General features: G+C 61.9%; 29 protein-coding genes. 27 read left to right on the top strand and 2 right to left on the bottom strand.

What is annotated here, in order from left to right; genetic code table 11:
• The first annotated feature begins 43 nt into the window (after window positions 1-43).
• Complete coding sequence (gene rpoC / locus EOA16_RS22315; protein WP_024505639.1) at window positions 44-4,240, top strand: DNA-directed RNA polymerase subunit beta'; 4,197 nt, start codon at window positions 44-46, stop codon at window positions 4,238-4,240.
• A gap of 84 nt (window positions 4,241-4,324) precedes the next feature.
• The gene (locus EOA16_RS22310; protein WP_127260183.1) at window positions 4,325-4,990 is read left to right on the top strand and encodes an O-methyltransferase; all 666 of its coding nucleotides are present in this window, start codon (window positions 4,325-4,327) and stop codon (window positions 4,988-4,990) included.
• Between the two features lie 271 nt (window positions 4,991-5,261).
• Here EOA16_RS22310 and EOA16_RS22305 read toward each other — a convergent pair whose 3' ends face one another.
• Both EOA16_RS22305 and EOA16_RS22300 read right to left on the bottom strand, forming a co-directional pair.
• A complete protein-coding gene (locus EOA16_RS22305) occupies window positions 5,262-6,188 on the bottom strand; it encodes a Gfo/Idh/MocA family oxidoreductase (protein WP_127260182.1) in 927 nt (308 codons plus the stop codon).
• Between the two features lie 184 nt (window positions 6,189-6,372).
• A complete protein-coding gene (locus EOA16_RS22300; protein WP_127260181.1) occupies window positions 6,373-6,654 on the bottom strand; it encodes a transcriptional regulator in 282 nt (93 codons plus the stop codon).
• Window positions 6,655-7,151: 497 nt separating this feature from the next.
• Here EOA16_RS22300 and rpsL point away from each other — a divergent pair, with 497 nt between their 5' ends.
• From rpsL to rplO, 25 genes are all read left to right on the top strand, one after another.
• Complete coding sequence (rpsL, locus tag EOA16_RS22295; RefSeq protein WP_006333356.1) at window positions 7,152-7,523, top strand: 30S ribosomal protein S12; 372 nt, start codon at window positions 7,152-7,154, stop codon at window positions 7,521-7,523.
• 60 nt (window positions 7,524-7,583) lie between these two features.
• Window positions 7,584-8,054, top strand: coding sequence for a 30S ribosomal protein S7 (gene rpsG / locus EOA16_RS22290; RefSeq protein ID WP_008875664.1), 471 nt, complete (start codon window positions 7,584-7,586; stop codon window positions 8,052-8,054).
• A gap of 29 nt (window positions 8,055-8,083) precedes the next feature.
• A complete protein-coding gene (fusA, locus tag EOA16_RS22285) occupies window positions 8,084-10,174 on the top strand; it encodes an elongation factor G (RefSeq protein WP_023762913.1) in 2,091 nt (696 codons plus the stop codon).
• 98 nt (window positions 10,175-10,272) lie between these two features.
• Complete coding sequence (gene tuf, locus EOA16_RS22280) at window positions 10,273-11,448, top strand: elongation factor Tu (RefSeq protein ID WP_095090666.1); 1,176 nt, start codon at window positions 10,273-10,275, stop codon at window positions 11,446-11,448.
• Between the two features lie 69 nt (window positions 11,449-11,517).
• Window positions 11,518-11,826, top strand: coding sequence for a 30S ribosomal protein S10 (rpsJ, locus tag EOA16_RS22275; protein ID WP_010909272.1), 309 nt, complete (start codon window positions 11,518-11,520; stop codon window positions 11,824-11,826).
• Window positions 11,827-11,887: 61 nt separating this feature from the next.
• Window positions 11,888-12,616, top strand: a complete 729-nt coding sequence (rplC, locus tag EOA16_RS22270; protein ID WP_127260180.1) for a 50S ribosomal protein L3 — start codon at window positions 11,888-11,890, stop codon at window positions 12,614-12,616.
• Window positions 12,616-13,236 (top strand): 50S ribosomal protein L4, encoded by a 621-nt coding sequence (gene rplD / locus EOA16_RS22265; RefSeq protein WP_013531423.1) that lies wholly within the window; start codon window positions 12,616-12,618, stop codon window positions 13,234-13,236. The genes rplC and rplD overlap by 1 nt, the downstream gene beginning before the upstream one ends.
• Window positions 13,233-13,526, top strand: a complete 294-nt coding sequence (locus tag EOA16_RS22260) for a 50S ribosomal protein L23 (protein WP_013531424.1) — start codon at window positions 13,233-13,235, stop codon at window positions 13,524-13,526. Before rplD ends, EOA16_RS22260 begins: the two co-directional genes overlap by 4 nt.
• Window positions 13,527-13,548: 22 nt before the next feature.
• Window positions 13,549-14,382 carry a 50S ribosomal protein L2 gene (gene rplB, locus EOA16_RS22255; RefSeq protein ID WP_024505067.1) on the top strand — a complete coding sequence of 278 codons (834 nt, stop codon included), beginning with the start codon at window positions 13,549-13,551 and terminating at the stop codon, window positions 14,380-14,382.
• A 16-nt stretch (window positions 14,383-14,398) separates the two neighbouring features.
• Window positions 14,399-14,677, top strand: coding sequence for a 30S ribosomal protein S19 (gene rpsS, locus EOA16_RS22250; RefSeq protein WP_006205463.1), 279 nt, complete (start codon window positions 14,399-14,401; stop codon window positions 14,675-14,677).
• Between the two features lie 2 nt (window positions 14,678-14,679).
• A complete protein-coding gene (rplV, locus tag EOA16_RS22245) occupies window positions 14,680-15,069 on the top strand; it encodes a 50S ribosomal protein L22 (RefSeq protein WP_006205462.1) in 390 nt (129 codons plus the stop codon).
• Complete coding sequence (gene rpsC / locus EOA16_RS22240) at window positions 15,069-15,794, top strand: 30S ribosomal protein S3 (RefSeq protein ID WP_013531426.1); 726 nt, start codon at window positions 15,069-15,071, stop codon at window positions 15,792-15,794. Before rplV ends, rpsC begins: the two co-directional genes overlap by 1 nt.
• Window positions 15,795-15,821: 27 nt before the next feature.
• Window positions 15,822-16,235 carry a 50S ribosomal protein L16 gene (rplP, locus tag EOA16_RS22235; protein WP_013531427.1) on the top strand — a complete coding sequence of 138 codons (414 nt, stop codon included), beginning with the start codon at window positions 15,822-15,824 and terminating at the stop codon, window positions 16,233-16,235.
• A gap of 13 nt (window positions 16,236-16,248) precedes the next feature.
• Window positions 16,249-16,449, top strand: coding sequence for a 50S ribosomal protein L29 (gene rpmC, locus EOA16_RS22230; RefSeq protein ID WP_006205459.1), 201 nt, complete (start codon window positions 16,249-16,251; stop codon window positions 16,447-16,449).
• 11 nt (window positions 16,450-16,460) lie between these two features.
• Window positions 16,461-16,700 (top strand): 30S ribosomal protein S17, encoded by a 240-nt coding sequence (rpsQ, locus tag EOA16_RS22225; protein ID WP_010909280.1) that lies wholly within the window; start codon window positions 16,461-16,463, stop codon window positions 16,698-16,700.
• Window positions 16,701-16,783: 83 nt separating this feature from the next.
• Entirely contained in the window at window positions 16,784-17,152 is a 369-nt protein-coding gene (gene rplN, locus EOA16_RS22220; protein WP_006205457.1) for a 50S ribosomal protein L14, read from the top strand.
• A gap of 12 nt (window positions 17,153-17,164) precedes the next feature.
• Window positions 17,165-17,479 (top strand): 50S ribosomal protein L24, encoded by a 315-nt coding sequence (rplX, locus tag EOA16_RS22215; RefSeq protein WP_013531428.1) that lies wholly within the window; start codon window positions 17,165-17,167, stop codon window positions 17,477-17,479.
• Entirely contained in the window at window positions 17,472-18,071 is a 600-nt protein-coding gene (gene rplE / locus EOA16_RS22210) for a 50S ribosomal protein L5 (RefSeq protein WP_013531429.1), read from the top strand. The genes rplX and rplE overlap by 8 nt, the downstream gene beginning before the upstream one ends.
• Window positions 18,072-18,098: 27 nt before the next feature.
• Window positions 18,099-18,404, top strand: coding sequence for a 30S ribosomal protein S14 (rpsN, locus tag EOA16_RS22205; RefSeq protein ID WP_013895695.1), 306 nt, complete (start codon window positions 18,099-18,101; stop codon window positions 18,402-18,404).
• 12 nt (window positions 18,405-18,416) lie between these two features.
• The gene (gene rpsH / locus EOA16_RS22200) at window positions 18,417-18,815 is read left to right on the top strand and encodes a 30S ribosomal protein S8 (RefSeq protein ID WP_013531431.1); all 399 of its coding nucleotides are present in this window, start codon (window positions 18,417-18,419) and stop codon (window positions 18,813-18,815) included.
• 89 nt (window positions 18,816-18,904) lie between these two features.
• The gene (gene rplF, locus EOA16_RS22195) at window positions 18,905-19,438 is read left to right on the top strand and encodes a 50S ribosomal protein L6 (RefSeq protein WP_013531432.1); all 534 of its coding nucleotides are present in this window, start codon (window positions 18,905-18,907) and stop codon (window positions 19,436-19,438) included.
• A 139-nt stretch (window positions 19,439-19,577) separates the two neighbouring features.
• Window positions 19,578-19,937, top strand: coding sequence for a 50S ribosomal protein L18 (rplR, locus tag EOA16_RS22190; RefSeq protein ID WP_127260179.1), 360 nt, complete (start codon window positions 19,578-19,580; stop codon window positions 19,935-19,937).
• A 131-nt stretch (window positions 19,938-20,068) separates the two neighbouring features.
• Complete coding sequence (gene rpsE / locus EOA16_RS22185) at window positions 20,069-20,632, top strand: 30S ribosomal protein S5 (protein ID WP_006333394.1); 564 nt, start codon at window positions 20,069-20,071, stop codon at window positions 20,630-20,632.
• A 24-nt stretch (window positions 20,633-20,656) separates the two neighbouring features.
• A complete protein-coding gene (gene rpmD, locus EOA16_RS22180) occupies window positions 20,657-20,854 on the top strand; it encodes a 50S ribosomal protein L30 (RefSeq protein ID WP_006205449.1) in 198 nt (65 codons plus the stop codon).
• A gap of 22 nt (window positions 20,855-20,876) precedes the next feature.
• Window positions 20,877-21,353 (top strand): 50S ribosomal protein L15, encoded by a 477-nt coding sequence (gene rplO / locus EOA16_RS22175; RefSeq protein WP_127260178.1) that lies wholly within the window; start codon window positions 20,877-20,879, stop codon window positions 21,351-21,353.
• The last annotated feature ends 96 nt before the right edge of the window (window positions 21,354-21,449 follow it).

Raw genomic sequence — 21,449 nt, 5'->3', positions numbered from 1 at the left:
CTAGATGCAAGGGGTCTTCGAGGACCCCGAAAAGGAGAACGGCATGAACCAAGAGGTCATGAATCTCTTCAATCCGCAGGCGCCTGCGCAGGTGTTCGATTCCATCCGGATATCGCTTGCCAGCCCTGAGAAGATTCTGTCCTGGTCTTTCGGCGAGATCAAGAAGCCGGAGACCATCAACTACCGCACCTTCAAGCCGGAGCGTGACGGTCTGTTCTGCGCGCGCATTTTTGGCCCGATCAAGGACTATGAGTGCCTGTGCGGCAAGTACAAGCGCATGAAGTACAAGGGCGTCATCTGCGAGAAGTGCGGCGTCGAAGTCACGCTGTCGCGCGTTCGTCGCGAGCGCATGGGCCATATCGAGCTGGCGGCACCGGTCGCCCATATCTGGTTCCTGAAGTCGCTGCCGTCGCGCATCGGCACGCTGCTCGACATGACGCTGAAGGACATCGAGCGCGTCCTCTACTTCGAGAACTACATCGTCACCGAACCTGGCCTCACCGCGCTGAAGGAGCACCAGCTGCTCAGCGAGGAAGAGTACATGATCGCCGTCGACGAGTATGGCGAGGATTCGTTCACCGCCATGATCGGTGCCGAGGCCATTCACGACCTCCTGGCCGGCATGGACCTGGAGAAGATCGCCGGCGACCTGCGTTCGGAACTGGCTTCGACCACCTCCGAGCTGAAGCAGAAGAAGTATCTGAAGCGGCTCAAGGTCGTCGAGAACTTCATGGAATCCGGCAACCGTCCGGAATGGATGATCATGAAGGTGGTTCCGGTGATCCCGCCGGACCTGCGTCCGCTGGTTCCTCTGGACGGCGGCCGTTTCGCCACGTCGGATCTGAACGACCTCTATCGCCGCGTCATCAACCGCAACAACCGTCTGAAGCGGCTGATCGAGCTGCGCGCCCCCGGCATCATCGTGCGCAATGAAAAGCGCATGCTGCAGGAAGCCGTCGATGCGCTGTTCGACAACGGCCGTCGCGGCCGTGTCATCACCGGTGCCAACAAGCGTCCGCTGAAGTCGCTGTCCGACATGCTCAAGGGCAAGCAGGGCCGGTTCCGTCAGAACCTGCTCGGCAAGCGCGTCGACTATTCCGGCCGCTCGGTCATCGTGACCGGTCCGGAGCTCAAGCTGCACCAGTGCGGCCTGCCCAAGAAGATGGCGCTCGAACTGTTCAAGCCCTTCATCTACGCCCGTCTCGACGCCAAGGGTTACTCCTCGACCGTCAAGCAGGCGAAGAAGCTGGTCGAGAAGGAGCGTCCGGAAGTCTGGGATATCCTCGACGAGGTCATCCGCGAGCATCCGGTGCTGCTGAACCGTGCGCCGACGCTGCACCGTCTCGGCATCCAGGCGTTCGAGCCGATCCTGATCGAAGGCAAGGCGATCCAGCTGCACCCGCTGGTCTGCACGGCCTTCAACGCCGACTTCGACGGCGACCAGATGGCCGTTCACGTGCCGCTGTCGCTGGAAGCGCAGCTTGAAGCCCGCGTGCTGATGATGTCGACCAACAACATCCTGCACCCGGCTTCCGGCGCGCCGATCATCGTGCCGTCGCAGGACATGGTTCTGGGTCTCTACTATCTCTCGATCGTCAACCAGAACGAGCCGGGCGAGGGCATGGTGTTTGCCGACATGGGCGAACTCCAGCACGCGCTCGAGACCAAGGCGGTGACGCTGCACTCCAAGATCAAAGGTCGTTTCCGCACGGTCGACGCCGAAGGCAAGGTGGTGTCGAAGATCCATGACACCACGCCTGGCCGCATGATCATCGGCGAGCTTCTGCCGAAGAACGTCAACGTGCCTTACGAGACCGCCAACCAGGAGATGACCAAGAAGAACATCTCCAAGATGATCGACACCGTCTACCGCCACTGCGGTCAGAAGGAGACGGTCATTTTCTGCGATCGCATCATGGCGCTCGGCTTCAGCCATGCCTGCCGTGCCGGCATTTCGTTCGGCAAGGACGACATGCTGATCCCCGATGCCAAGATCAAGCTGGTCTCCGACACCGAGGCTTTGGCCAAGGAATACGAGCAGCAGTACAATGACGGTCTGATCACGCAGGGCGAGAAGTACAACAAGGTCGTCGACGCCTGGGCCAAGTGCTCGGAAAAGGTCGCCGACGAAATGATGGCCCGCATCAAGGCGGTCGAGTTCGAGGACAATGGCCGTCAGAAGCCGATGAACTCGATCTACATGATGTCGCACTCCGGTGCGCGTGGCTCGCCCACCCAGATGCGTCAGCTTGCCGGCATGCGCGGCCTTATGGCCAAGCCGTCGGGTGAAATCATCGAGACGCCGATCATCTCGAACTTCAAGGAAGGCCTGACCGTGCTCGAGTACTTCAACTCGACCCACGGCGCCCGCAAGGGTCTGGCCGACACCGCCTTGAAGACGGCGAACTCGGGTTACCTCACCCGTCGTCTGGTCGACGTGGCGCAGGATTGCATCGTCAACTCCGTCGACTGCGGCACCGACAAGGGCCTCACCATGCAGCCGATCGTCGATGCCGGCCAGGTCGTCGCTTCGGTCGGCCAGCGCGTGCTGGGCCGTACGTCGCTCGACGACATCACGCATCCGGTGTCGGGCGAGATTCTGGTCAAGGCCGGAACGCTGATGGACGAGCGTGACGTGGAACAGATCGAAAAGGCCGGCGTCCAGTCGGTCCGCATCCGCTCGGCACTGACTTGCGAAGTCAGGGTTGGCGTCTGCGCGGTCTGCTACGGTCGCGATCTTGCCCGCGGCACCCCGGTCAACCAGGGTGAAGCTGTCGGCGTCATCGCGGCGCAGTCGATCGGCGAGCCGGGCACGCAGCTCACCATGCGTACCTTCCACATGGGCGGTACCGCGCAGGTGGTGGACAGCTCGTTCCTTGAAGCCTCGTATGAGGGCAAGGTCGAGATCCGCAACCGCAACGTGGTGCGCAACTCCGACGGCCAGCAGATGGTCATGGGCCGCAACATGGCGGTGCTGATCCTCGACGAAGCCGGCAAGGAGCGCGCCTCGCATCGCCTCACCTATGGTTCGCGCATCTTCGTGGACGATGGCGACAAGGTGAAGCGCGGTCAGCGTATCGCCGAGTGGGATCCCTATACCCGCCCGGTCCTCACCGAAATCGAGGGCAGGGTGTCGTACGAGGATCTCGTCGACGGCATTTCCGTTCAGGAAACGGCCGACGAGTCGACCGGCATCACCAAGCGTGAGGTTATCGACTGGCGCTCGACGCCACGCGGCAACGACCTGAAGCCGGCGATTGCGATCCAGGACGCCAAGGGCAAGGTCGGCAAGCTGTCGAAGGGTGGCGACGCCCGCTTCCTGCTCTCGGTCGAGGCCATTCTTTCGGTCGAGCCGGGTTCGCAGGTTCGCCCCGGCGACGTGCTGGCACGTATCCCGATGGAAAGCGCCAAGACCAAGGACATCACCGGCGGTCTGCCGCGTGTTGCCGAGCTGTTCGAGGCACGTCGTCCGAAGGATCACGCCATCATCGCCGAGATCGACGGCACGATCCGCTTCGGCCGCGACTACAAGAACAAGCGTCGCATCATCATCGAGCCGCATGACTCGACGCTTGAGCCGGTCGAATACCTGATCCCGAAGGGCAAGCCGTTCCATCTCCAGGACGGCGACGTCATCGAGAAGGGCGACTACATCCTCGACGGCAATCCGGCGCCGCACGACATCCTGGCGATCAAGGGCGTGGAGGCACTTGCTTCCTACCTCGTCAACGAGATCCAGGAAGTCTACCGTCTGCAGGGCGTGTCGATCAACGACAAGCACATCGAGGTGATCGTTCGCCAGATGCTGCAGAAGGTCGAGATCACGGTGCAGGGCGACTCGACCTACATCCCGGGCGATCATGTCGACGTGATCGAACTGGAAGAGGTCAACGAGCGTCTGGTCGAGGACGGCAAGAAGCCGGCCGAAGGCCTGCCGGTGCTGCTCGGCATCACCAAGGCATCGCTGCAGACGCCGTCCTTCATCTCGGCCGCCTCCTTCCAGGAGACGACCCGAGTGCTGACGGAAGCAGCGGTTGCCGGCAAGACCGACATGCTGCAGGGCTTGAAGGAAAACGTCATCGTCGGCCGGCTGATCCCGGCCGGCACCGGCGGCACGATGAGCCAGATCCGGCGCATCGCCACCTCGCGCGATGAACTGATCATCGACGAGCGCCGCAAGGCCTCGGGTGTGGAAGTCGCCGAGCCGATGCTGGCCGACATGACAACCGCCGCGCAGTAAGTGCAGACGGAAAGAGAAGAGGAAAAGGGGCCCAAGCGGCCCCTTTTCGCGTTTAGGTCCCCAATTGGATCGGAGAAGAAAACGATGAGCAAAAGAAGCTGGGCGGCAGTCGACGACTACATCGTCGGTTCCCTGTTTGGGGCGGACCCCGTCCTTGATGCCGTTCTGGCGGCCAACCATGATCACGGCCTGCCGGCGATCGACGTGTCGCCGGCGCAGGGCAAGCTGCTTTCACTTCTTGCGCGCGTGCAGGGAGCGAAGAAGATTCTCGAAATCGGCACGCTGGGCGGCTATTCGACCATCTGGATGGCGCGCGCACTGCCTGCCGGCGGCAAAATCGTGACGCTTGAACTCGATCCGCACCATGCCGGTGTCGCGCGATCGAATTTCGAGCGGGCAGGCGTCTCGGAGCGGGTGGACCTGCGGGTCGGGCCAGCCCTTCAGTCGCTTGCAGCACTTGGCGCCGAAAATGGCGGGCCGTTCGATCTCATCTTCATCGACGCCGACAAGCCGAACAACCCGAATTATCTGTCCTGGGCGATGCGGCTTTCGAGGTCGGGGACCGTGATCATCTGCGACAACGTCATCCGCGACGGCGCTGTGCTCGATCAGGGTGGCCGTGATCCCAACGTAGAAGGTGCACGCGCCGCATTCTCGTTCATCGGCAGCGAGAAGCGTCTGGACGGCACCGCCATCCAGACCGTTGGCGCCAAGGGCTATGACGGCTTTGCCATTGCGATCGTGGAGTGAGATCACACCTGATTGTCTGAATGACGCTGATATCAGACCAACTCGGTCGTGCTCACTTGTCGTCGGCTATCCGTTTGACGATCGGCTTCCCCCCAATCCGTCGCTGCTTCGCAGTGCCACCTTTCCCCCTCCGGAGGGAAGGAAGCCGCGTTGCGCGCCGTTCCTCTCCCCCGTCGATCGGGGGCGAGGTGGCTCGGCGTAGCCGAGACGGAGTCGACCCGGCACGAGCGTGCAATTCACGCCACGTCCGCGATCCCGTCGCGTGCACAGATCAGTCGAAAAAAGCCTCGACCACGTTGCGCTTGCCGAGCATGAAGGCATCGGCGACATGCTGGAGAGGCGCGAGATCGACATCGGAGGTGCCGGCGCGCACGATTTCGGCAAAGCGCTTGTAGAGCATCGGGTATTCCGCTTCGGGCTCTTCGTGAATGACCTTGCCGTCGATGGCGAGCTTCGACCCGCCGCCCGACAGCACCATGGCGCCCTTGTCGGTGTCGGCCAGGATGTCCCAGCTTTGCGGGCCTGTCTGCAGCCAGTCGAGATCCATCGTCACCGGCATCCCATTCGAGGTACGGAAGGTGACGCGCGCGGCAACCGGGGAGGCGCGGTTTTCGGGAAAGTCGAGCACTGCCGAGGTGATGAACATCGCCGGCAGGATATGGGTGGCAATCGACAGCGCGTTGATGCCGGGATCGAAGACGCCAAAACCGCCGGGAGCCCAGATCCATTCCTGGTTCGGATGCCAGCGGCGCACATCTTCCTTCCAGTTGATGGCGGCCGACCTGATCTTGGCCGTGTCGAGAAATGCGCGCGCGGCCTCGACCGCCGGCGCGTAGCGCGAGTGCCAGCTGGCGAACAGCGAGACGCCGTTCTGCGCGGCCAATGTCTTGAGGTCCTCGACCTCGCTGACAGTGGCGCCAGGCGGCTTCTCCAGGAAGACATGCTTCTTGGCCATCAGCGCCGTCCGCGCCGCGTCGTAGCGGAACTGCGGCGGCATGCAGAGCGATACGGCCTCGAGTTCGGGCACGGCACCGAGCATGGCTTCGATGTCAGGAAAGTTCGCGATGTCATCCACCTTGCCGTGACGGCTGGCGGCCGCGATGAGGCGATAGTCCTGGTCTTTCGCCAGGGCCGGCAGGTGCTGGTCGCGGACGATCTTGCCGACGCCGACGATGCCTATCTTGATGGGCTGGGACACGGCCGCTCCGTCTGTTTGATGATGGTGATGGTTTCTTATCAGAACACTTGCCCCGGGCAAGCCGAAGCCGAGCAGCCAAGCTCAGCCTTCCTCTAGCGGCAGCGCACACCTCTGTCGGCTGCTAAGGCCGCGGTCGCCGATTCGTCTCGGTAACCGATTCGAAAGCTGGACCGGGGGTTCGGGGTCAGATCGGCACGTCGAAGGTAACGATCGACACTTCGCCTTCGAGCGCGCCCTGGAAGGCGGAGATATGCGGCTCTTCGTCGGGGATGCCGTCCATGTCGCCGATCTGGTCGAGCTCGGCCTCGGCGTACCCTTCGGCGGCAAGCGATTCGAGTGCCCGGCGCACCGCCGAATCGTCGTCGGGCGTCACCAGCATGACGTGGACGCCTTCCGGTTTGCCGCCTTTTTTCTTCCACACCCGGCCGGTGATGATGGTGACCGGGCGTTCTTCGTTGTCGTTCACGGGCTGATTCCTCTTGGCAGCGGGTGGGCGGGCGAGGGGGTTTTGACTGCTCATGCGGCCTTTTCGCATGAAGCAAGGCCGCGCAACAGCGCTAACCCATTCACTTTGCCTGAAGGCTTGTCACTTTCTTCCTCGCTCTTGCAAAAATGCGAAAGAAAATTACTTGCGGTTTTCGCATGGCTGCCAAGCCTTGGCCGGCGCGCAATATTTGGTGCTCCGGGCTTGACGGTCCGCGGTCTTACGAGTAGAAGCCGCCCAGTCAGAACCGATGTGAGGCTCTCCCTTCCGAAGCGACACGCTTTGGAGTTTGCCTCAAACAGGGTTCGTTTTACGAGCGAAAAGACATTTCCGGCGTGCACGAAGCGGTTTCCGCTTCCTCTGCCTTTTGTTCGGGCAAGACCGCGAGGCGCGGTTTATGGCCCGAATTTGCGTATGGAAATGACGCTTTGAGCGGCCCTGACCGGGCGAGACACGGAATTGAGAGACAAGAGGGTTTAATGCCTACCGTCAACCAGCTGATCCGCAAGCCGCGCATTGCGCCGGTGAAGCGCAACAAGGTCCCGGCCATGCAGCAGAACCCGCAGAAGCGGGGCGTCTGCACGCGCGTCTATACAACGACGCCGAAGAAGCCGAACTCGGCGCTGCGCAAGGTGGCCAAGATCCGCCTGACCAATGGTTTTGAAGTAATCGGGTACATCCCCGGCGAAGGCCACAACCTTCAGGAACACTCCGTGGTGATGATCCGCGGCGGCCGCGTCAAGGATCTTCCGGGCGTTCGCTACCACATCATCCGCGGCGTGCTCGACACGCAGGGTGTGAAGAACCGCAAGCAGCGCCGTTCGAAGTACGGCGCCAAGCGTCCGAAGTAAGATTTTCCGGCCTTGGCGCTCCTTGAGTGCGTCGGGCTATGAGATTGAGAGACAAAAGCCATGTCGCGTCGTCACAGTGCAGAAAAGCGTGAGATCAATCCGGACCCGAAGTTCGGCGATCTGATCGTCACCAAGTTCATGAACGCCGTCATGTATGACGGTAAGAAGTCGGTCGCCGAGACCATCGTCTACGGCGCGCTCGACCAGGTTCAGTCGAAGACCAAGCAGGAGCCGGTCACTGTCTTCCATCAGGCGCTCGACAATGTCGCGCCGCATGTTGAAGTGCGTTCGCGTCGTGTCGGCGGCGCCACCTACCAGGTTCCGGTGGACGTGCGCCCCGAGCGCCGCCAGGCATTGGCCATTCGCTGGCTGATTGCTGCGGCCCGCAACCGCAACGAGACCACGATGGTCGACCGCCTCTCCGGCGAGCTGATGGACGCGGCCAACAACCGCGGCACTGCTGTCAAGAAGCGTGAAGACACCCACAAGATGGCTGAAGCCAACCGCGCTTTCGCGCACTACCGCTGGTAAAGCGCGAACGAGACTGAGAGGCAGCTACGATGGCCCGCGAATACAAAATCGAAGACTACCGCAATTTCGGTATCATGGCGCATATTGACGCCGGCAAGACGACGACCACCGAGCGCGTCCTCTACTACACGGGCAAGTCGCACAAGATCGGCGAAGTCCACGACGGCGCTGCCACCATGGATTGGATGGAGCAGGAGCAGGAGCGCGGCATCACGATCACGTCCGCCGCGACCACGACCTTCTGGAAGGCTCGTGACGGCAAGATGCACCGCTTCAACATCATCGACACCCCCGGCCACGTCGACTTCACCATCGAAGTCGAGCGTTCGCTGCGCGTTCTCGACGGCGCCATCGCGCTGCTCGATGCCAATGCCGGCGTTGAGCCGCAGACGGAAACCGTCTGGCGCCAGGCCGACAAGTACCGCGTTCCGCGCATGATCTTCTGCAACAAGATGGACAAGATCGGCGCCGACTTCTACCGCTCGGTCGAGATGATCGGTTCGCGCCTCGGCGCGCATGCCGTCGTCATGCAGCTGCCGATCGGCGCCGAGACCGAGTTCAAGGGCGTCGTCGACCTCGTCGAGATGAACGCGCTGGTCTGGCGCGACGAGACGCTGGGCGCTGCCTGGGATGTCGTCGAGATCCCGGACGACCTCAAGGCTCGTGCCGAAGAATACCGCGAGAAGATGATCGAGGCCGCCGTCGAAATGGACGAGACGGCGCTTGAGAACTACCTCGAAGGCAAGATGCCGTCGAATGACGAGATCCGCGCGCTGATCCGCAAGGGCACCATCGCGGTCAAGTTCTACCCGATGTTCTGTGGCTCGGCCTTCAAGAACAAGGGCGTGCAGCCGCTGCTCGACGCTGTCGTCGAATATCTGCCGTCGCCGGCCGATGTTCCCGCCATCAAGGGCGTCGATGCCAAGACCGACGCCGAGATCGAGCGTCATGCTGACGACAACGAGCCGCTGTCGATGCTCGCCTTCAAGATCATGAACGACCCGTTCGTCGGTTCGCTGACCTTTGCCCGCATCTATTCGGGCAAGCTCACCAAGGGCATCTCGGTCGACAACACCGTCAAGGGCAAGAAAGAGCGCATCGGCCGCATGCTGCAGATGCATGCGAACTCGCGCGCCGACGTCGAAGAGGCTTTTGCCGGCGACATCGTTGCTCTTGCCGGTCTCAAGGACACGACCACCGGCGACACGCTGAGCGATCCGCTGCATCCGGTCATTCTCGAGCGCATGGAATTCCCCGATCCGGTCATTCAGATCGCCATCGAGCCGAAGACCAAGAACGACCAGGAAAAGATGGGCCTCGCCCTTCACCGCCTGGCGGCCGAGGATCCGTCCTTCCGTGTCAAGACCGACGAGGAAAGTGGCCAGACCATCATTTCCGGCATGGGCGAACTTCACCTCGACATCATCGTCGACCGCATGCGTCGCGAGTTCAAGGTTGAGGCCAATGTCGGCGCACCGCAGGTGGCTTATCGCGAGACGATCACCCGCAGGCACGAACAGGATTACACGCACAAGAAGCAGACCGGCGGTACCGGTCAGTTCGCTCGCGTCAAGATCGTCTTCGAGCCGAACCCGGACAGCAGCGAGTTTGAGTTCGAGACCAAGATCGTCGGCGGCGCCGTGCCGAAGGAATACATTCCCGGCGTCGAAAAGGGCATCAACAGCGTCATGACCTCGGGTCCGTTCGCGGGCTTCCCGATGATCGGCGTCAAGGCGACGCTCATCGACGGCGCTTACCACGATGTCGACTCCAGCGTTCTGGCCTTCGAAATCGCCGGCCGAGCCTGCTTCCGTGAAGCAGCACCCAAGCTTGGTGTGCAGCTGCTCGAGCCGATCATGAAGGTCGAAGTGGTGACGCCGGAAGACTACGTCGGCAGCGTCATCGGCGACCTGAACGGTCGTCGTGGCCAGATCCAGGGTCAGGAAGCGCGTGGCGTTGCCGTGGTCATCAACGCAATGGTGCCGCTCGCCAACATGTTCAAGTATGTCGACAACCTGCGCTCGATGAGCCAGGGCCGTGCGGCCTACACGATGCAGTTCGATCACTACGAGCCGGTCCCGACCGCGGTGGCCCAGGAAGTCCAGAAGAAATACGCGTAAGGGTTCCTTAGCCACCGGGTCGCGTCCCTTGCGCGGTGCCGGGTCTGAAGAGCGAATAACAATTTCCCCCAAGCGGGTAGAATAGACGGAGAACGATTATGGCCAAAGGTAAATTCGAGCGTAACAAGCCTCACGTGAACATCGGCACGATTGGCCACGTCGACCATGGCAAGACGTCGCTGACGGCGGCGATCACCAAGTATTTTGGCGAATACAAGCGCTACGACCAGATCGACGCTGCCCCTGAAGAAAAGGCGCGCGGCATCACGATCTCGACGGCGCACGTCGAATACGAGACGGCTGCCCGCCACTACGCTCACGTCGACTGCCCCGGCCACGCCGACTATGTGAAGAACATGATCACCGGTGCCGCGCAGATGGACGGCGCGATCCTGGTCGTGTCGGCTGCCGACGGCCCGATGCCGCAGACCCGCGAGCACATCCTGCTTGCCCGTCAGGTCGGCGTGCCGTCGATCGTGGTGTTCCTGAACAAGGTCGACCAGGTGGATGACGCCGAGCTGCTCGAACTGGTCGAGCTCGAGGTTCGCGAGCTTCTGACCAAGAACGAGTTCCCCGGCGACGACATTCCGATCGTCAAGGGTTCGGCGCTGGCTGCTCTGGAAGATAGCGACAAGAAGATCGGTGAAGACGCGATCCGCGAGCTGATGGCTGCGGTCGACGCCTACATCCCGACCCCGGTTCGTCCGCTCGACAAGCCGTTCCTGATGCCGATCGAAGACGTGTTCTCGATCTCGGGCCGCGGCACGGTCGTCACCGGCCGCGTCGAGCGCGGCGTGGTCAAGGTCGGCGAGGAGCTGGAAATCATCGGCATCCGTCCGACGACCAAGACGACCTGCACGGGCGTCGAGATGTTCCGCAAGCTGCTCGATCAGGGCCAGGCCGGCGACAACATCGGCGCGCTGCTGCGCGGCGTTGATCGTGAAGGTGTCGAGCGCGGCCAGGTTCTGGCCAAGCCGGGCACGGTGAAGCCGCACAAGAAGTTCGTGGCCGAAGCCTACATCCTGACCAAGGACGAAGGTGGCCGTCACACGCCGTTCTTCACCAACTACCGTCCGCAGTTCTACTTCCGCACGACCGACGTGACCGGCATCGTGTCGCTGCCGGAAGGCACCGAGATGGTGATGCCTGGCGACAACATCACGGTCGATGTCGAGCTGATCGTGCCGATCGCCATGGAAGAGAAGCTGCGCTTCGCTATCCGTGAAGGCGGCCGCACCGTCGGTGCCGGCATCGTCGTCACCATCAAAGAGTAATTTGGACTTAAACCGATCTGTCGCGGGCGCGGGAGTTGCCCGCGCCGCGCCAGAACAAGGAAGTGACGCATGAACGGACAGAATATCCGCATCCGCCTTAAGGCGTTTGACCACCGCGTGCTCGACGCCTCGACGAAGGAAATCGTGTCGACGGCCAAGCGTACCGGTGCAAACGTCCGCGGCCCCATTCCGCTGCCGACGCGGATCGAAAAGTTCACGGTCAACCGGTCGCCTCACGTCGACAAGAAGAGCCGCGAGCAGTTCGAGATGCGCACGCACAAGCGTCTGCTCGACATCGTCGATCCGACCCCGCAGACGGTCGATGCTTTGATGAAGCTCGATCTGGCCGCCGGCGTCGACGTCGAGATCAAGCTCTAAGGGAATGAGAGCGCGGTAAGGGGCGGTGCCCCTGGCCCGGAACTCTAAAGGAATTGAACCGATGCGTTCAGGTGTGATTGCAAAGAAGGTGGGAATGACCCGCATCTACAACGATGCCGGGGAACATGTTCCCGTCACCGTTCTCCTGATGGAGAACTGCCAGGTCGTGGCCCAGCGCACGCAAGAGAAGAATGGCTACACCGCCGTTCAGCTCGGCGTTGGCCTTGCCAAGGTGAAGAACACGTCGAAGGCGATGCGCGGCCATTTCGCGACCGCTTCCGTCGAGCCGAAGGCGAAGGTCGCCGAGTTCCGCGTCTCCGCCGACAACATGATCGATGTCGGCGCCGAGATCACCGTCGAGCATTTCGTCGCCGGCCAGAAGGTCGATGTGACGGGCACGACGATCGGCAAGGGTTTTCAGGGCGTCATCAAGCGCCACCACATGGGCGGTGGCCGTGCAACGCACGGTAACTCGGTTTCGCACCGTACGCACGGTTCGACCGGCCAGCGCCAGGACCCGGGCAAGGTGTTCAAGGGCAAGCATATGGCTGGCCACATGGGCGACGTCAGGGTCACCACGCAGAATGTCGAGATCGTATCGACCGACGCCGACCGCGGCCTGATCCTGATCCGCGGTGCGGTTCCCGGATCGAAGGGCGCCTGGATCCTGGTCCGCGATGCGGCCAAGGTGGCACTGCCGGCCAATGCGCCGAAGCCTGCCGCGATCCGCGCCGTTGCTGCCGAAAGTGGCGCCAAGAACGAGGCTCCGGCCACAGAGGGAGCGGAATAATGGATCTCAAGATCACAACGCTGGGCGGCAAGGACGCCGGCAAGGTGGAACTCTCCGACGAGATTTTCGGCCTTGATCCGCGCGAAGACATCCTGCAGCGCGTCGTGCGCTGGCAGCTTGCCAAGAAGCAGCAGGGCACGCACAAGACCAAGGGTCGCGCCGAGATCGCGCGCACCGGCGCCAAGATGTACAAGCAGAAGGGTACGGGCCGCGCCCGCCACCATTCGGCACGCGCTCCGCAGTTCCGCGGCGGCGGCAAGGCCCACGGCCCGGTCGTTCGCAGCCACGAGCACGAACTGCCCAAGAAGGTTCGTGCTCTGGGCCTCAAGCATGCTCTCTCGGCCAAGGCCAAGAGCGCGTCGATCATCATCATCGACGAGCTGAAGCTGACCGAAGCCAAGACGAAGGCGCTGATCGCGAATTTCGCGACGCTGGGCCTGACCAACGCTTTGCTGATCGGCGGCGCCGAGCTTGACAAGAACTTCAAGCTGGCGGCGACGAACATCCCCAACATCGACGTGCTGCCCATCCAGGGCATCAACGTCTACGACATTCTGCGCCGCGGCACGCTGGTCCTTTCGAAGGCCGCCGTCGAGGCTCTCGAGGAGCGCTTTAAATGACCGACCTTCGTCATTACGACGTGATCGTCTCGCCGGCGATCACCGAAAAGTCGACCATGGCCTCCGAGCAGAACAAGGTCGTCTTCAACGTCGCCAAGAAGGCGTCGAAGCCGGAAATCAAGGCCGCCGTCGAAGCGCTGTTCGGCGTCAAGGTGATGGCCGTGAACACGCTTGTCCGCAAGGGCAAGATCAAGCGCTTCCGTGGCACGGTTGGCCGCCAGAGCGACGTCAAGAAGGCGGTTGTGACGCTGGCCGATGGCCAGTCGATCGACGTCGCGACGGGTCTCTGAGCAAGGCCGCGAGGACAGAACAATGGCACTGAAAAAATTCAACCCGGTAACGCCCAGCACCCGTCAGCTGGTCATCGTCGACCGCTCGGGTCTCTACAAGGGCAAGCCCGTCAAGGGTCTGACCGAAGGCCTGACCAAGTCGGGCGGCCGCAACAATCATGGTCGCATCACCGCCCGCTTCATCGGCGGTGGTCACAAGCGTTCGTACCGCATCATCGACTTCAAGCGCCGCAAGTTCGACGTCGTCGGCACGGTCGAGCGCATTGAATACGATCCGAACCGCACCGCCTTCATCGCGCTGATCAAGTATGACGATGGCGAGCTGTCCTACATCATCGCTCCGCAGCGTCTGGCTCCCGGCGACAAGATCGTGTCCGGTGAATCGGTCGACGTGAAGCCGGGCAATGCGATGCCGCTGGCTTCGATGCCGGTCGGCACCATCGTCCACAACATCGAGCTGAAGCCGGGCAAGGGCGCTCAGGTCGCCCGTTCGGCAGGTGGTTACGGTCAGCTGGTCGGTCGTGACCAGGGCATGGCGATCCTGCGCCTCAATTCGGGCGAGCAGCGTGTCGTTCACGGCTCCTGCATGGCCACTGTCGGCGCCGTGTCCAACCCGGACCACGGCAACATCAATGACGGCAAGGCCGGTCGCACGGTCTGGCGTGGCAAGCGCCCGCACAATCGCGGCGTGACCATGAACCCGGTCGACCATCCGCACGGCGGCGGCGAAGGCCGCACATCGGGTGGCCGCCATCCGGTTTCGCCCTGGGGCAAGCCGACCAAGGGCAAGAAGACGCGGTCCAACAAGGCGACCGACAAGTTCATCCTGCGCTCGCGCCATCAGCGCAAGAGCTAAGAAGAGGTAACGCCAAGTGACTCGTTCGATTTGGAAAGGCCCCTTCATTGACGGCTACCTTCTCAAGAAGGTGGACAAGGTTCGTGAAGGTGGTCGCAATGAGGTGATCAAGATGTGGAGCCGTCGCTCCACCATCCTGCCGCAGTTCGTCGGCTTCACCTTCGGTGTCTACAACGGCCAGAAGCATGTTCCCGTCTCGGTGAACGAGGACATGGTCGGTCACAAGTTCGGTGAATTCGCTCCGACCCGGACCTATTACGGTCACGGCGCGGATAAGAAGGCGAAGAGGAAATAATCATGGGCAAGGCCAAAGCTCCGCGCAGGCTTGCTGATAACGAAGCGCGCGCCGTATTGCGCACGATCCGTATCAGCCCGCAGAAGCTGAACCTCGTTGCCGCGCTGATCCGCGGCAAGAAGGTCGCGACAGCGCTTTCCGATCTCGAATTCTCGGCCAAGCGGATTTCCGGCACGGTCAAGAAGACGCTGGAATCGGCAATCGCCAACGCGGAAAACAACCACGACCTGGATGTCGATGCACTGATCGTGGCGGAAGCCTATGTCGGCAAGTCGATCGTCATGAAGCGGTTCCATGCCCGTGGCCGCGGTCGCGCCAGCCGTATCGAGAAGCCGTTCTCGCACCTCACGATCGTCGTTCGTGAAGTCGAAGAAAAAGGGGAGGCCGCATAATGGGCCAGAAAGTCAATCCGATCGGTCTTCGCCTCGGCATCAACCGCACCTGGGATTCGCGCTGGTTCGCGAACACCGGCGAGTACGGCAAGCTGCTGCATGAGGACATCAAGATCCGCAAGTATCTCGAGAAGGAGCTCAAGCAGGCTGCCATCTCGAAGGTCGTGATCGAGCGTCCGCACAAGAAGTGCCGCGTCACCATCCACGCCGCGCGCCCGGGTCTGATCATCGGCAAGAAGGGCGCCGACATCGAGAAGCTTCGCAAGAAGCTGATGGAGATGACGAAGTCCGAGACGCACCTCAACATCGTTGAAGTGCGCAAGCCGGAGATCGACGCGACCCTGGTCGCCCAGTCGATCGCCCAGCAGCTCGAGCGTCGTATCGCGTTCCGTCGCGCCATGAAGCGTGCCGTTCAGTCGGCGATGCGCCTCGGTGCCGAAGGCATCCGCATCAACTGCGCCGGCCGCCTCGGCGGCGCCGAGATCGCGCGCATGGAATGGTATCGCGAAGGCCGCGTGCCGCTGCATACGCTGCGTGCGGACGTCGACTACGGTACGGCCGAAGCGCATACGGCTTATGGCATCTGCGGCGTCAAGGTCTGGGTGTTCAAGGGCGAAATCCTTGAGCATGACCCGATGGCTTCGGAGCGTCGGGCCAGCGAAAGCGATGCAGCGCATGGCGGTGGTGGTGATCGCGAACGCGGTCGTCGTCGCGAAAACGCCTGAGACATTTAGGAATTTGGAGTTAGAACGATGCTGCAGCCAAAGCGCACAAAGTTCCGCAAGCAGTTCAAGGGCCGTATCCATGGTACCGCAAAGGGCGGCACCAACCTGGATTTCGGTGGTTTCGGGCTGAAGGCGCTTGAGCCGAACCGCGTCACCGCACGTGAGATCGAGGCGGCCCGCCGCGCGATCACGCGTGAAATGAAGCGCGCCGGTCGCGTCTGGATCCGTATTTTCCCGGACGTGCCGGTCACTTCGAAGCCGACCGAAGTCCGCATGGGCAAGGGCAAGGGCGCGGTCGATTACTGGGCGGCGCGCGTCAAGCCGGGCCGCATCATGTTCGAGATCGACGGCGTCAATGAAGAAACCGCCCGTGAGGCACTGCGTCTCGGCGCGGCCAAGCTCTCGGTCAAGACGCGCTTCGTGCAGCGCATCGCAGAATAAGGACGGGCTAATCATGAAAGCCGAAGACATCCGGACCAAGACCCAGGACCAGCTGACCGACGACCTGGCCAGCCTGAAGAAGGAGCAGTTCAACCTGCGCTTCCAGAAGGCCACCGGCCAGCTCGAGAAGACCGCGCGCGTGAGACAGGTCCGTAAGGATATTGCGCGTATCAAGACCATCGCTGCGGAAAAGTCCGCGGCTAAGAAGGCTTAAGGACGAAAACCATGCCAAAGCGCATTCTGCAGGGCACCGTCGTCAGCGACAAGAACGAGAAGACGGTTGTCGTCAAGGTCGAACGGCGCTTCACGCATCCCGTGATGAAGAAGACCGTGCGCATGACCAAGAAGTACAAGGCGCACGACGAGAACAACGCCCACAAGGTAGGCGATCAGGTGTTCATCCAGGAATCGAAGCCGATTTCCAAGGACAAGCGCTGGATCGTCGTGTCTTCGGACCAAGCCTGACCTCGGGCGTAAACAACGAATTTTGGACAGACCGGGGAGGGGCTTTGAGCCCATCCCGTTAGAAGAGAAGAAGGCGGCCAGTCATGATTCAGATGCAAACAAACCTCGACGTCGCGGATAATTCCGGCGCCCGTCGTGTCATGTGCATCAAGGTGCTGGGCGGCTCGAAGCGGAAATACGCTTCCGTGGGCGACATCATCGTGGTGTCGATCAAGGAAGCCATTCCGCGCGGCCGCGTGAAGAAGGGCGATGTGATGAAGGCGGTCGTGGTTCGCACGGCCAAGGACATCCGCCGCCCGGACGGCAGCGTGATCCGTTTCGACAAGAACGCGGCCGTTCTCGTCGACAACAAGAAAGAGCCGATCGGCACGCGTATCTTCGGACCGGTTCCGCGCGAACTCCGCGCCAAGAACCACATGAAGATCATCTCGCTCGCGCCTGAAGTGCTGTAAGGAGCCGGACCAATGCAAAAGATTAGAAAAGGCGACAAGGTCGTCGTGCTGGCCGGCAAGGACAAGGGCCGTTCGGGCGAAGTCCTCTCGGTACAGCCGAAGGAAGACACCGCGCTGGTGCGCGGCGTCAACATGATCCGTCGTCACCAGAAGCAGTCCCAGTCCCAAGAGGGCGGGATCATCACCAAGGAAGCGCCGATCCAGCTGTCGAACATCGCGCTGGCCGACCCCAAGGATGGCAAGCCGACCCGCGTCGGCTTCATCTTCCAGAAGGACGGCAAGAAGGTGCGCGTCGCCAAGCGCTCGGGAGAAGTCATCAATGGCTAAGGCTCAAACCACGAAGCCCAAGGCTGAAAGCAAACAGTCCAAGGCTCAGAACACGCCGCGCCTCAAGCAGGTCTACAACGAGACCATCCGCAAGGCGCTGCAGGAACAGTTCGGCTACGACAACGAGATGCAGGTTCCGCGCATCGACAAGATCGTGCTGAACATGGGCGTTGGCGAAGCGACCGCCGATTCGAAGAAGCCTTCGATCGCGGCCGAAGACCTGGCGATGATCGCCGGCCAGAAGGCCGTCGTCACCCGCGCCCGCAACTCGATCGCCGGCTTCAAGGTCCGCGAGAAGATGCCGATCGGCGCCAAGGTCACGCTGCGCAAGGAACGCATGTACGAGTTCCTCGACCGCCTCGTGAACATCGCACTGCCGCGCGTCCGCGACTTTCGCGGACTGAATCCGAAGAGCTTCGATGGCCGTGGCAACTACGCCATGGGCATCAAGGAACACATCGTGTTCCCGGAGATCAACTACGACAAGGTTGATCAGATCTGGGGCATGGACGTCATCGTTTGTACGACTGCGAAGACGGACGACGAAGCCAGGGCATTGCTCAAGGCCTTCAACTTCCCCTTCCGCCAGTAACGGCAGCGAGAAAAGGAAAAATCTGAAATGGCAAAGACCAGCTCAGTCGAGAAGAACAACAGGCGCCGCAAGCTTGCTGACCAGTACGGTCCCAAGCGGGCTGCCCTGAAGGCGATCATCATGGATCAGTCCAAGCCGATGGAAGAGCGCTTCCGCGCTCAGCTCAAGCTTGCCGCCATGCCGCGCAACTCGGCCAAGATCCGCATCCGCAACCGCTGCGAAGTCACCGGCCGTCCGCGCGCCTACTATCGCAAGCTCAAAGTATCGCGCATCGCGCTTCGTGATCTCGGCAATAACGGCCAGATCCCGGGCCTGGTCAAGTCGAGCTGGTAAGGAGGACATAACATGTCATTGAGCGATCCTCTCGGCGATATGCTGACCCGCATCCGCAACGCGTATGGCCGCAAGAAGTCGAGCGTTTCGACGCCGGCTTCGCGTCTGCGCACCCGCGTCCTCGACGTGCTGAAGGCTGAAGGCTATATTCGCGATTACAGCCAGACCGACTTCGACAACGGCAAGTCCGAAATCGAGATCGAGCTGAAGTATTTCGACGGCGCGCCGGTCGTGCGCGAAATCGCCCGCGTCTCGAAGCCAGGCCGCCGCGTCTATGTTTCGGCCAAGTCGATTCCGCAGGTCGCAAACGGCCTCGGCATCGCCATCCTTTCGACACCGAAGGGCGTGATGGCCGACCATGAAGCACGTGAACAGAACGTCGGCGGTGAGATCCTCTGCCAGATCTTCTGATCTGGCAGTTGATCGCAAAGTGGAATCCGGTCTTCGGATCGTTCCCGAAGACTGAGACCTGAAACAAGAGAAGTGACGAGGACAACAAAATGTCTCGTATTGGAAAGAAACCCGTTTCGCTGCCGCAGGGCGTGACCGCGACCGTCAACGGCCAGACCGTGACGGCGAAGGGCCCCAAGGGTGAGCTGAAGTTCGTGGTGAACGACGAAGTCCTGGTCAAGATGGAAGGCAGTGAGATCGCTGTCCAGCCGCGCGACCAGACCAAGACCGCCCGCTCCAAGTGGGGCATGTCGCGCACGCAGATCGTCAACATCCTGCAGGGCGTCAAGGACGGTTTCGAGAAGAAGCTCGAGATCACCGGCGTCGGCTATCGCGCGGCACTTCAGGGCAAGAACCTGCAGCTGGCGCTTGGCTTCAGCCATGACGTCGTCTATGAGACGCCGCAGGGCATCACCATCACGGTGCCGAAGCCGACCGAAATCACGGTGGCCGGCATCGACAAGCAGCAGGTCGGCCAGGTTGCGGCCGAGATCCGCGAGTATCGTGGTCCCGAGCCCTACAAGGGCAAGGGCGTCCGCTATGCTGGCGAGAAGATCGTCCGCAAGGAAGGCAAGAAGAAGTAATGGGCCTGGCCTCGAAAAGTCCAAGACTTTTCGGAAAGGGCCAAGCCAAGAAGTGTAACGCCGCGGGGAGCGGTCGCGGGAGGCGCTTTCGCCTACCGCATATGGCGGCCCCCGTTTTTTGAAGGCAAGGAAGACCATCATGGGTACCAAGGAATCCACGCAGCGCCGTGCGCAGCGCGTCCGTCGTCAGATCAAGAAGGTCGCCGGCGAGCGTCCGCGTCTGTCGGTCCACCGCACGTCGAAGAACATCTACGTGCAGGTCATCGACGACGCCAAGGGCCACACCATCGCCGCCGCTTCGACGCTCGAGAAGGACCTTAAGGGTTCGCTCAAGACCGGCGCCGACACCGCCGCCGCCGCCGCGATCGGCAAGCGGATCGCCGAGCGCGCCACCAAGGCCGGCGTCAAGGAAGTCGTCTTCGACCGCGGCGCCTACATCTATCACGGCCGCGTCAAGGCGCTCGCCGAGGCTGCCCGCGAAGGTGGCTTGAGCTTCTAAGCATGATCCCGAGAAGTTGCAGACTTTTCGGATAGGGATTATGCGAAGGAAATGATTTCGCCCCCGGTGACCCACAGAGGCACCGGATCTTATCAGCAACCGTGCTTCCGGAAAAAAACAAGGAACAGGATATGGCACAGGAACGTAGGGATGGCGGCCGCGGCCGCGATCGTGAAGAACGCGATGACGGCATGGTGGACAAGCTCGTCCACATCAACCGCGTCGCCAAGGTCGTCAAGGGCGGCCGTCGCTTCGGTTTTGCAGCACTCGTCGTCGTCGGCGACCAGAAGGGCCGCGTCGGCTTTGGTCACGGCAAGGCGCGCGAAGTGCCGGAAGCTATCCGCAAGGCAACTGAATCGGCCAAGCGCGACATGATCTTCGTGCCGCTGCGCTCGGGCCGTACGCTGCATCACGACGTCGAGGGACGCTGGGGTGCTGGACGCGTGCTGCTGCGCGCCGCCAAGCAAGGTACCGGCATCATCGCCGGCGGCCCGATGCGCGCTGTCTTCGAGACGCTCGGCATGCATGACGTGGTCGCCAAGTCGATGGGTTCGTCGAACCCCTACAACATGGTTCGCGCCACCTTCGACGCGCTGAAGAGCCAGATGCATCCCAAGGATGTGGCTGCTGCTCGCGGCATCAAGTATTCGACCCTTCAGGCCCGCCGCGGCACCGCCGTTGCGGCTGAAGAATAGTCGATCTGACCAGGGATTTTGACCATGGCCAAGAAAGCAACCAAGACCATCACCGTTGAGCAGATCGGTTCGCCGATCCGCCGTCCGAAGGAACAGCGCGCGACGCTGGTCGGCCTCGGCCTCAACAAGATGCACAAGCAGCGCACGCTGGAAGATACGCCCTCCGTGCGCGGCATGATCGCTGCCGTCCAGCATCTCGTCCGCGTCGTGGACGAGGGCTGAGCCAGAGCGCAGGAGAACTCAGATGAAACTCAACGATCTGCGTGACAAGGACGGCGCGACGCACTCCAAGAAGCGTCTCGGCCGTGGTATCGGCTCCGGCTCCGGCAAGACCGGCGGTCGCGGCGTCAAGGGCCAGAAGGCGCGCTCCGGCGTCGCCATCAACGGCTTCGAGGGCGGCCAGATGCCGCTCTACCGGCGTCTGCCGAAGCGTGGCTTCAACAACATCTTCGCCAAGAGCTTCACCGTCGTATCGCTGGCCCGCATCCAGGTCGCCATCGACGCCAAGAAGCTCGACGCCAAGGCAACCGTGACGGCTGAATCGCTGGTTGCCGCCGGCGTCATCCGCCGCGTCAAGGACGGCGTGCGCATCCTCTCGGACGGCGACATCAAGGCGAAGCTCGCCTTTGACGTCGCCGGCGCCTCCAAGGCCGCGATCGAGAAGATCGAAAAGGCCGGCGGTTCGGTCAAGCTGCCGCAGGAAAAGGCAGCTGCCGAGTAACGGCAATTTGAAGCGCGATCGGCAGGAGTGGGATCCGTTTTTGCTCACGATTGCGCTTTGATCTGCTCAACGAGGCGGCCGCGTCAACGCGGCCGC

It is taken from the genome of Mesorhizobium sp. M7A.F.Ca.US.008.03.1.1 (genome assembly GCF_003997495.1).
GTDB lineage: Bacteria > Pseudomonadota > Alphaproteobacteria > Rhizobiales > Rhizobiaceae > Mesorhizobium.
The sequence above is the reverse complement of the archived record's forward strand: the minus strand, read 5'-3'. Positions and strand labels throughout refer to the sequence as shown.

Excerpts from the sequence above, each read along its gene's own strand:
- fusA (WP_023762913.1), top strand. The coding sequence starts at position 8,084 with ATGGCCCGCGAATACAAAATCGAAGACTACCGCAATTTCGGTATCATG.
- rpmC (WP_006205459.1), top strand. The coding sequence starts at position 16,249 with ATGAAAGCCGAAGACATCCGGACCAAGACCCAGGACCAGCTGACCGAC.
- EOA16_RS22260 (WP_013531424.1), top strand. The coding sequence starts at position 13,233 with ATGACCGACCTTCGTCATTACGACGTGATCGTCTCGCCGGCGATCACC.
- rpsL (WP_006333356.1), top strand. The coding sequence starts at position 7,152 with ATGCCTACCGTCAACCAGCTGATCCGCAAGCCGCGCATTGCGCCGGTG.
- rplB (WP_024505067.1), top strand. The coding sequence starts at position 13,549 with ATGGCACTGAAAAAATTCAACCCGGTAACGCCCAGCACCCGTCAGCTG.
- tuf (WP_095090666.1), top strand. The coding sequence starts at position 10,273 with ATGGCCAAAGGTAAATTCGAGCGTAACAAGCCTCACGTGAACATCGGC.
- EOA16_RS22310 (WP_127260183.1), top strand. The coding sequence starts at position 4,325 with ATGAGCAAAAGAAGCTGGGCGGCAGTCGACGACTACATCGTCGGTTCC.
- rpsJ (WP_010909272.1), top strand. The coding sequence starts at position 11,518 with ATGAACGGACAGAATATCCGCATCCGCCTTAAGGCGTTTGACCACCGC.
- rpsC (WP_013531426.1), top strand. The coding sequence starts at position 15,069 with ATGGGCCAGAAAGTCAATCCGATCGGTCTTCGCCTCGGCATCAACCGC.
- rplO (WP_127260178.1), top strand. The coding sequence starts at position 20,877 with ATGAAACTCAACGATCTGCGTGACAAGGACGGCGCGACGCACTCCAAG.
- rpsQ (WP_010909280.1), top strand. The coding sequence starts at position 16,461 with ATGCCAAAGCGCATTCTGCAGGGCACCGTCGTCAGCGACAAGAACGAG.
- rplV (WP_006205462.1), top strand. The coding sequence starts at position 14,680 with ATGGGCAAGGCCAAAGCTCCGCGCAGGCTTGCTGATAACGAAGCGCGC.
- rpmD (WP_006205449.1), top strand. The coding sequence starts at position 20,657 with ATGGCCAAGAAAGCAACCAAGACCATCACCGTTGAGCAGATCGGTTCG.
- rplF (WP_013531432.1), top strand. The coding sequence starts at position 18,905 with ATGTCTCGTATTGGAAAGAAACCCGTTTCGCTGCCGCAGGGCGTGACC.
- rpoC (WP_024505639.1), top strand. The coding sequence starts at position 44 with ATGAACCAAGAGGTCATGAATCTCTTCAATCCGCAGGCGCCTGCGCAG.
- rplP (WP_013531427.1), top strand. The coding sequence starts at position 15,822 with ATGCTGCAGCCAAAGCGCACAAAGTTCCGCAAGCAGTTCAAGGGCCGT.
- rplD (WP_013531423.1), top strand. The coding sequence starts at position 12,616 with ATGGATCTCAAGATCACAACGCTGGGCGGCAAGGACGCCGGCAAGGTG.
- rplX (WP_013531428.1), top strand. The coding sequence starts at position 17,165 with ATGCAAAAGATTAGAAAAGGCGACAAGGTCGTCGTGCTGGCCGGCAAG.
- rplR (WP_127260179.1), top strand. The coding sequence starts at position 19,578 with ATGGGTACCAAGGAATCCACGCAGCGCCGTGCGCAGCGCGTCCGTCGT.
- rplN (WP_006205457.1), top strand. The coding sequence starts at position 16,784 with ATGATTCAGATGCAAACAAACCTCGACGTCGCGGATAATTCCGGCGCC.
- rpsH (WP_013531431.1), top strand. The coding sequence starts at position 18,417 with ATGTCATTGAGCGATCCTCTCGGCGATATGCTGACCCGCATCCGCAAC.
- rpsN (WP_013895695.1), top strand. The coding sequence starts at position 18,099 with ATGGCAAAGACCAGCTCAGTCGAGAAGAACAACAGGCGCCGCAAGCTT.
- rplE (WP_013531429.1), top strand. The coding sequence starts at position 17,472 with ATGGCTAAGGCTCAAACCACGAAGCCCAAGGCTGAAAGCAAACAGTCC.
- rpsG (WP_008875664.1), top strand. The coding sequence starts at position 7,584 with ATGTCGCGTCGTCACAGTGCAGAAAAGCGTGAGATCAATCCGGACCCG.
- rpsE (WP_006333394.1), top strand. The coding sequence starts at position 20,069 with ATGGCACAGGAACGTAGGGATGGCGGCCGCGGCCGCGATCGTGAAGAA.
- rplC (WP_127260180.1), top strand. The coding sequence starts at position 11,888 with ATGCGTTCAGGTGTGATTGCAAAGAAGGTGGGAATGACCCGCATCTAC.